Source organism: Anabaena sp. CCY 9402-a, assembly GCF_963920945.1.
Lineage (GTDB): Bacteria > Cyanobacteriota > Cyanobacteriia > Cyanobacteriales > Nostocaceae > Trichormus > Trichormus minutissimus.
Genome location: NZ_CAWUDL010000133.1, coordinates 1 through 8,934, shown reverse-complemented (window position 1 = coordinate 8,934; position 8,934 = coordinate 1). Strand labels below are relative to the sequence as shown.

Genomic DNA, 8,934 nt, shown 5'->3' with positions numbered 1-8,934 from the left:
TTAAGCATACCGCCAGCGTTCATCCTGAGCCAGGATCAAACTCTCCATTTTGTTGTGTTTTGAGTTTGTTATCTGAAAAACTTGTTTTCAGATTCCTTGCTATAATTTTTTAAGTTTTTGGGAAGTTCCAAAAACAATTTTTCTTGACGAGGTTGGTTATTTTTTAGCTTTCAAAGTATTCTTTTTTCTCGGTTCGGTTGTCTCGGCTCTTCCGCCTTCGACACTTACCTAGAATAGCGAGAATTTTTAGGTTCGTCAAGGGTTAAATCAATTTTTTTTTGAAATTCCCGATCACAATTTCTCGCCAGAAGCTGTAAGTCTTGCGATAGAAGGCTTTACAGCTTATAAAAATTATCTGAGTTTTCTGAATTTATTTGTGAATCAGCAGGTCTTGCAATCTGGCTACCATCTCAGCACGGGCTGAAACCCCAAGTTTGCGGAACATTCTTTTTAAAGCTTGCTTGACTGAGTTTTGGGTAATCCAAAGTCTTTGAGCGATTTCAGCGTTGGTTAACCCTTGAGCTACTAGTTCAGCAATTTGCAATTCCCGTGGGGTTAAGGGGTTGGGTAATGGAGAGGGGAAGCTTTTCGGGGTAGTTCGCAGGGTGGCGAGTTTGGCGGACAAATGAATACAGAGTGCGCTGAGGTCGGCTAAGTCATTGGCGTTAAAGGGTGGATTTCCTTTGTCGCGGGTAAAGTTGAGTGTTCCTACCAGATGTCCGTCACAAACAATTGGCCCAGTCATGACGTGTCCGTGGTCGTGGCGGGGACAGACATCTTTCCAGTCTTCTGGGGTTAAGAGTAATTGCTCATGGGTGGGAGCATGACGTTCAACTACATAGCGTCCGATGGGGTTACTTTCTAAACAGACTGAGGGAATGGTTTGTGCATCGGTATCAGATGTAGGCTTGCTATGTATAAGATGGATACCCCAACGTTGCACACCAAAATATGCACCAATTTTATCCATGAGCGTCTGTTTTAATTCTTGCTCATTACGGATATTGGCGATCGCATGAAATACATCGTGGAGCGAAATAGGCATAAGTGTACCCAGTTGGGGTCTATGCGAGACTCAACAATTACTTCTATGCTAATACCAGCAAAAGTAAAAAGCGACTATAACTAATTACGCTAGGAGAAGCGCATATGACCGTTACACAAATCTCTGCTCAGGAACTTTTCCGGGCTGCTTATGACAACCGCTACACTTGGGATAAAGATTTTCCTGGGTATACAGCAGATATCACCTTTAAGGATGGCGATAAAGTTATTACTGGTCAAGTCATTGTCAACGCTGAACTCAAAGCAGAAGTTTTGGGCGTAGATGACGAGTCAGCGAAAAAAGCTATTCACGGACAAGCATGGGAAATCGCTATTCACCGTGTGCGTCGCACCTTTGAACAAACCCACGGTGCAAACACATTTCGTTATGGGGACACTGACGAAAATGGGGCTGTGGCAATTTTAATGGGCGGTAAGGCTGAAGGCGATCGCTACAAAATCCACAATAATATAGTTACCCTCGTTCATCGTCAGATTCACGGTGTTGTTGTAACCATTAATACTTTTAGTGTTCATGAGACTGGTGAAGGCTATTTGCCTCACACCTATGACTCTGTTTATCATGAACCTCAAACTGGAGAACAAAGAGGCGGAGTCAGCAACTTTGTGGATGAGTATGAAAAGATTGGGAATTATTTTATTCTCAATCGTCGTGAGATTCGCACAGAAACAACAGGTAAAATCGCTGTTCAAGAATTTGTTTTTTCTAATATTCAATTATTAGAGCCTGTGGCGGCTTAAGCTGAGTTTTTCAGGTATTACAATTAATAAATAAAGGGAATCCCCAGGGCGGCTGCATTATTTCACCAAAAGGATCATATTCTTAAATAAGCTCAAAAATAGGCGCATTAAAACCTGTATATTGTCACAGATTGAGCGATTGTCTACGACCGATCAGAGGTCATCGCTTTGAGTCTGGGAAACTAAACAAAACGAGAAATGCTGATCTTTCCCTTGGGTTTTAACCTTGGTTGTAATCAAGAGTAATTTAGATGCGTTTGCCCTGGTGATATGCCTTAATCATGTTGCTCTCTCGGTGCTGTCTATTATCTAATCACAGCTTGTACTGGGAGAGCTTTTTTACAACCTGTCGGACTTTTTAAGCACCCTCTAAAATACATAAGATTGCTTTACAACAGCATATATCTATGACTGACACCAGTATCACAATTAAAGTTTTTTTTTACGGTACATCAAGTGTCAAAACCATATTGATTTTTGAATTGTAAATTGTTGATGTGTTTACTCATTCATATTACGGTATGTAGCTACTGCGGATGGTGATATCCGGTTGAGGTAACGGAATATCCAGTATTTAAAGATGGTATCTAAAATTACTGGGAAAGTAGCAATGAATAAGAAAATGAAGTCTCGATTGGCTGGTAAACCCCAATGACGAGTTATACCTTCTAATATGACTTCCCAACCATGTGGAGAGTGAAAACCTACGAAGATATCAGTAAACAAAATAATAATAAATGCCTTAGCACTATCACTTAAACCATAAACAACATTATCAAAAAAATCTTTTAGCACCATAATAGAAGGCTTGCTCATGATTAGCAACCAAATAACCGCAGCCACAGAAAAAATATCTGCGAAAACATTTTTAATGGCATTAGCACTTTCACGACGAAAGTCCTCTGCTACTTCCTTAGCCTTTTCTTTCATCCGAATTTCTATTGCTGCTGAAGAAAGAGGGGGTGCATCGCTAATTAAGTTTTCAAATTTGATTCTCTCTTCAAATTTTTGTAATGTTAATAGGGCTTCTTCTTCCATTTCTTCATTGAGGAACACTTGCTCTACTTGAGAGTTTCTAACCCGATCAATAAGTGGTCCTAAAACTAAGGCTTTTGATAATTGATGGGTTAAAAGAGGTATTATAATAAGTAATAAAATAAATCTAATGGAAATTATTGTTCTGCGTTGTGCTTGCCGAAAATTCTGCACAACATCTTGTTCGGAATTAGGATCTAATTCAATCTGCAATCTCCCAATAGTGCTGAGGATGGAACGGGGCAAAATGCCCATAGAATCAGCTTTTGGACGCTTTTTTTTAATTTGGTCTGGATTTTCTGGTGGTGATGTCGGCGCATAGATACGTTCTACTAAATCATTATTTTTAGATTTAATGATTCCTGGGGTATGGGTTAAAGATGGATTATTATTTGGTACTGTTTTATTAGGAATATTTGGAGACTCATTGGCTACAGATTGAGAAAATATTTCTTGATTAAAATCAGTGTATTTGGAGGTAATATTATCAATAAAGTTTAATTTTTCTAAAATTTCTGTAGGATTAAGATACTCTATGCCTGCTTTGTTAGCAGCTTTTTGATTAGATTCATTGGCAAACCATCGGCTAAATCGAAATTCCGTTAAACGCATCCTGACTAATTTTAATTCTTTTTTGAGATCAGATTCAAAATAATCAATCACACTACTGCTATACATGGATGATTTCAAATCTATTGTATTACCATTAAAATATTCATCTTCTATAGATTTGATTTTCAATGCTGCTTTATAAGCTTCTTCTAAAGAGCGTTCTGGCGTCTGTAAATACCATCGATAAGCGGATAGTAAAAAAGGATAAATTTTTTGGTTAAAGATAGAATTGTTCATCTTAATTAATTTTCCTGGATTGTATATTATGTAGTGATTCTTAACCTTAAGTTAACGCAAAGTATAATAATAAATCTGCTAAGGATAAGGTTTATGGTTAATAATTCTGTTTGGATTATAGGTAATAGCCGTAATGGTAAGACTAGCCGATTGGTAGAGCAATTTGGGAATTGGCTGCAAAATGAAAAAGAAATGTACGAATTATTTTATACTAAAAAAGCAAAATTAAAATCAAGCACTTACACGCTTCCATCTTTATTGATGCAACAGGCCAAACCAGGAATTTTAGTTTTGTCTGCCAATGATGATAATCGCCGAGAATTGGGTGATAAAATTGCTACTAGTACCCAAGGAAAGTATCCAGTTCGTGTCAGAACTCCATTAGGTTTTTTTCAAGATGATGTAACATTATTTTGGCCTTTACTGATTCAATTGTTGAATCTCAAGGCACAATTTCCTGTAGGATTGCGCCCAGAAACTGAGCAAGAACTAGCAACTAAACTCTGGAGAACAGAGTTAAATGAAGAAATATTAAGGCGTGTTGGGGTAAATGAGTACCGCTTAGTGAGGCGCATCTTAGATTTAATGCAATTAGCAGCTTACAGTGGTACACCTTGCGAGGATATCGCTGGGATTCTGCAAACAGGTTTAGAGGAAAATAACGTCAATCTAGAGCCAGAATTTATGGCAAATTTACTGTTAGATTGGCGTAATTGGTGTTTAGAGAGAGGATTACTCACCTATGGGATTATTACCGAACTCTACACTCAATATTTATTAACCAATGAGAATTATCAACAGCATTTAGCTAACCGTTATCAAGCTGTCTTAGCGGATGATGTGGATGAATATCCTGGTGTGGTGCGTGATTTGTTGGAGTTGCTATTAGATCAGGGAGCAGTAGGTGCTTTTAGTTACAATCCTGATGGTGGGGTGAGATTGGGTTTGGGGGCAGATCCTGATTATATGTCAGGGTTGGCGAGGCGTTGTCAAATAGAAACTTTGCCGGGATTTGCTGTTGACTCTCTAGCTAACAGACTAGCTGCGCCAATAGTGGAATCACTGAATACATCATTGGTATTGTCAGATTTACCAACAGTAGTACAGTCCATCCAAACGACTTCTCGTTCCCAACTATTGCGACAAACAGCAGAAGTAATTGGTCATGCAATTAAGTCTGGACAGGTAGCAGCAGAAGAGGTGGCTATCATTGCCCCTGGTTTAGATGCGATCGCTCGTTATACCCTAGTAGAAATCCTCACCAAGCAAAATATCCCCGTCGAGTCACTCAATGACCAACGTCCCCTGATTAGTTCACCAGTAATTAGGGCATTACTCACCATGCTAGCCTTAGTCTACCCAGGTTTGGGACGATTGGTAGACCGGGATGCCGTAGCAGAGATGCTAGTTATCTTGAGTACAAAACCAGAACCATCAGAAATCCCTGCCTCATTACCTACTCCCTACTCCCCACTGCCGGCAAAAATTGACCCAGTACGAGCAGGATTACTTGCAGATTACTGCTTTGTCCCCCATCCAGAACACCCCAACTTGTTACCAGTTACAGCCTTCGAGCGTTGGGATCGTATTGGCTACGCTGCCTCTACAGCCTATACTGAGATTTTACAGTGGTTAGAACAACAGCGATCGCAGCAAGAATTGCGTCTAATTCCCAGCCCCATTTCCCTTTTAGACAGGTCAATTCAACGCTTTTTGTGGAATGGTAGTAACCTCCCCTACGAACAACTAGCAGCACTGCGAGAACTACTAGAAACTGCCCAACACTATTGGGAAATTGACACGAGGTTAAAACAAACAACACCAAACACCCCAGACGAGATGAATCGTGTCTCTAATAGTGCGATCGCCGAATTTATTCAACTACTGCGGCGGGGGACAATTACCGCCAACCCATACCCTCTACGTTCTATTGGCAAAACCAGGAAGGCTATCACCTTAGCAACCATCTTTCAATACCGGGCTAGTAGAAAATTTCATCGTTGGCATTTTTGGTTGGATGCTGGTTCACCCCTATGGGCAAAAGGTGGTGCTGCTACCTTGTTTGGTGCGCCGTTTTTTTTACAAGATAGATTAGGGCAACCTTGGACAGCAGAAGATGAAAAGCTAACAGAAGAAGCAAGATTACAACGGATTTTGACCGATTTACTATCGCGTGTATCCGAGAAAATTTATTTGTGTCACAGCGATTTAGCCGTCAATGGACAAGAACAACTGGGGCCATTATTACCGTTAGTTCATGCTTGTATACCTTTTGAGTGCTGAGTGTTGAGTAATGAGTGCTGAGTGCTGAAAAAATTCTACCTTGTCTACCTTATTTCTCTACTCTCCTGCCGCTCTGCTTCGTTGCCAAAACTACTAAAATATTAAGTAAAGTAAACACATCTATAAAAATCAGAGTTGAAAATAATGGCATTATTTGGATTTGGCAAAAAGCTGGTTATCCCCACTCCTGAGAAAGCTTTACCAGGAAGAACACAAACCATGCCCGTACCTGCCCATCACTACGTCAACAACAACCCACTTAAACCTCCCTTCCCTGAAGGAATGGAACAAGCAATGTTTGGCTTGGGTTGTTTTTGGGGTGCAGAACGGAAGTTTTGGCAGAAAGAGGGCGTTTATACAACGGCTGTCGGTTATGCTGCTGGCTTCACACCTAACCCCACCTATGAAGAAGTATGTTCTGGCTCGACTGGACACAACGAAGTAGTTTTTGTTGTATTTGACCCCAACGTGATTAGTTACGCCGAATTACTCAAAGTCTTCTGGGAAAGTCATAACCCCACCCAAGGAATGCGCCAAGGTAATGACGTTGGCACTCAGTACCGTTCAGGAATTTATGTTTATTCCCCAGCCCAAAGACAGCTAGCCGAAGCCTCACGGGATGCCTATCAAACAGCCCTTAGCCCTGCCGGATATGGAGAAATTACCACAGAAATTCTTGATGCCCCTGAATTCTACTACGCAGAAGGCTATCATCAGCAGTACCTAGCAAAAAACCCTAATGGGTATTGTGGCTTAGGCGGGACAAATGTGTCTTGTCCTATAGGTGTCTTGGAATCTCCAGTGAATGGATAGGGGACAGGGGGCAAAGGTATAATTTCTCAGAACTCAGCACCGGCTAAACGCCGCGCTACCGCTAACAGCACTCAGGACTTCATTCCTTAGCAAGTTGGGCTTTTGCCTGCTGCCAAAGAGTTTCTAACTCATCCAAATTGTAATCAGAGAGGGGGCGGTTAACTACTGCCTCCATTTTCTGTAAACGCTGGATAAATCGCTGATTTGTGCCTTGTAATCCTTCACTTGGTTCTAGATTATGCCAACGGGCTAACTGAATCACTGCAAACAGTAAATCGCCTAACTCCGCTTGTTGGCGTTCCGGTGTTTCCTCCGCGACAGCCTGTTGAAACTCCTCTAACTCCTCATAGAACTTTGCCCACACCCCATCAATATTTTCCCACTCAAACCCAACCGCCGCCGCCTTTTGGGAAATCTTCATTGCTGCGGTGAGTGGGGGAAGAGTACGTCCATAGCGGCTGAGTTTGGTACTAAGTTTTTGACTATCGGGCGATAATTCACCTTTTTCCTTCGCCTTAATTTGTTCCCAGTTTTGCCGCACCTCATCCATACTTTGCACCGATACATCACCGAACACATGAGGATGACGACGAATCAACTTTTGGGTAATACCTTGGGCTACCTCTTGCAGAGAAAACTGACCAGATTCACTAGCTATCTGCGCCTGCAACACCACCTGCAAAAGTAAATCTCCTAATTCTTCAGTAACTTCTGCCTGCGTCCCATTTTTAATCGCATCTACCACTTCATAAGCTTCCTCAATCACATAAGGTGTCAGCGTTTCAGGAGTCTGTGCCAAATCCCAAGGACAACCCCCATCAGGCGATCGCAATTTCGCCACTACCTCAATTAACTCCTGCAAAGCCGCCAAAGTCCCAGCCAAATTTTGATTTAATTCCATAACTTTGCGTACCTTCGCGTTTCCCTCCGCGTACCTTTGCGTTTCAAAACTTACCTCCTTTGATTTTTCCTCCCTCCCGTAGAACGACTAATAACTTTACGCTTCTTAATCTTGCTCCTAGGAAGTATTCCCCGAAACCCCTGCTTGCGAAACCGCTTGTAAGCCGAACCGCCCCAGTCGCTGAGAGAATGACTCATCGCACCCAATTCTAAACCTAAGAATAGGGCAAGACATTCTGTAGCATAACTTGATAGCGATCGCCCCACAGTTCCCTCTAAATCCTGCCACGTAACGGTCACATTCCATAACTTCTCAGCTACAGCCACCATCACCATTGCCACGACAGCCAGCAAACTACTGAGATAAACCACCCGTAGCGTCGTACCAATAATTGGCCCGTGGGATAAAAAAGAACGATGCCGGAGACTTTTTTGGTAAGGTAGCCAAATCCAGCGTAAAACACCCCAGCGTTGATATTGACGGGAGTATATATCTAAATCAGGGCCGAACATCAACCCGCCAAACATAAACCCACCAGCCACCAACAAAGTTACATTGCCAGAGCGAGTCTGCCAAAAGGACACACCCGCCACCATTGGCAACGCCCATAAAGTAATGCGATCGTGCGTTCGACCAGAGGGCATTTAAACGTTCTCAAAAATATTTTAAAAATTTTCTCAAAAATACTAGCGCAATCAGAAATATTTTGCTATATTGTTTAGATATGAGCGCAAAAAGAAAAGCGCAGATGGGTGGTTAGCTCAGTTGGTAGAGCGCCTGCCTTACAAGCAGGATGTCATCAGTTCGAGTCTGGTACTACCCATATTTTTTACGGGGTGTGATGCGTAAAGCCCCCAAGTATGAGGAACAAAACCAATAAGTTTTGTCCCTCATAAGTCTTTTAAGTGGGGGATATAAGCGAACAGGATGAATTTATTCATCCGTGATGTGGATCATTGATGTACTCTAATACTTTTTGGGTACTAACTTTTCCTGTAGTGTCAAACATGAAAGAATGAGTCCACAAACTAGGAAGCTTCATTAATTCTGGAAACTCTTGTCGCAAATATCTTGATGACCTACCTTTAAAAGCTTTAACTACTTGAGATATTGAGTGGTGGGGGTCATACTCAACTAATAAATGAATATGGTCAGGAGCGATTTCTAGTGCCTTGATAACCCATTTTTTATCATTAGACCTATCTTTAAAATAAATTTTATAGGAAAATAAACAGAGAAGATAAAAA

8 protein-coding genes and 1 tRNA gene are annotated in these 8,934 nt (G+C 41.5%); 4 read left to right on the top strand and 5 right to left on the bottom strand.

All coding sequences use genetic code 11. The annotated features are described in order from the left end of the window. Window positions 1-370 precede the first annotated feature (370 nt). Window positions 371-1,045: a LuxR C-terminal-related transcriptional regulator gene (locus tag ACM0OR_RS27130; RefSeq protein ID WP_414579511.1), complete on the bottom strand. Its 675-nt coding sequence runs from the start codon at window positions 1,043-1,045 to the stop codon at window positions 371-373. Between the two features lie 104 nt (window positions 1,046-1,149). Between ACM0OR_RS27130 and ACM0OR_RS27125 the strand changes: the two genes are divergently transcribed. Continuing rightward, window positions 1,150-1,806: a DUF3386 domain-containing protein gene (locus ACM0OR_RS27125; protein WP_414579510.1), complete on the top strand. Its 657-nt coding sequence runs from the start codon at window positions 1,150-1,152 to the stop codon at window positions 1,804-1,806. A 501-nt stretch (window positions 1,807-2,307) separates the two neighbouring features. On the opposite strand, the gene ACM0OR_RS27120 is transcribed toward ACM0OR_RS27125, so the two are convergent. Further along, window positions 2,308-3,690 (bottom strand): proton extrusion protein PcxA, encoded by a 1,383-nt coding sequence (locus ACM0OR_RS27120; protein ID WP_414579509.1) that lies wholly within the window; start codon window positions 3,688-3,690, stop codon window positions 2,308-2,310. 93 nt (window positions 3,691-3,783) lie between these two features. On the opposite strand from ACM0OR_RS27120, the gene ACM0OR_RS27115 reads away from it, so the two are divergent. Then, window positions 3,784-5,973, top strand: a complete 2,190-nt coding sequence (locus tag ACM0OR_RS27115) for a recombinase family protein (RefSeq protein WP_414579508.1) — start codon at window positions 3,784-3,786, stop codon at window positions 5,971-5,973. Between the two features lie 144 nt (window positions 5,974-6,117). Then, the gene (gene msrA / locus ACM0OR_RS27110) at window positions 6,118-6,786 is read left to right on the top strand and encodes a peptide-methionine (S)-S-oxide reductase MsrA (protein WP_414579507.1); all 669 of its coding nucleotides are present in this window, start codon (window positions 6,118-6,120) and stop codon (window positions 6,784-6,786) included. Between the two features lie 79 nt (window positions 6,787-6,865). Here the strand turns inward: msrA and mazG are convergent, their stop codons facing one another. Both mazG and ACM0OR_RS27100 read right to left on the bottom strand, forming a co-directional pair. After that, window positions 6,866-7,687 carry a nucleoside triphosphate pyrophosphohydrolase gene (gene mazG, locus ACM0OR_RS27105; protein ID WP_414579506.1) on the bottom strand — a complete coding sequence of 274 codons (822 nt, stop codon included), beginning with the start codon at window positions 7,685-7,687 and terminating at the stop codon, window positions 6,866-6,868. Between the two features lie 50 nt (window positions 7,688-7,737). After that, complete coding sequence (locus tag ACM0OR_RS27100) at window positions 7,738-8,331, bottom strand: metal-binding protein (protein ID WP_414579505.1); 594 nt, start codon at window positions 8,329-8,331, stop codon at window positions 7,738-7,740. 106 nt (window positions 8,332-8,437) lie between these two features. On the opposite strand from ACM0OR_RS27100, the gene ACM0OR_RS27095 reads away from it, so the two are divergent. Continuing rightward, window positions 8,438-8,510, top strand: a tRNA-Val gene (locus tag ACM0OR_RS27095). 114 nt (window positions 8,511-8,624) lie between these two features. Here the strand turns inward: ACM0OR_RS27095 and tnpA are convergent. Further along, a partial coding sequence (gene tnpA, locus ACM0OR_RS27090) for an IS200/IS605 family transposase (protein ID WP_414579504.1) occupies window positions 8,625-8,934 on the bottom strand: 310 nt, incomplete at its 5' end.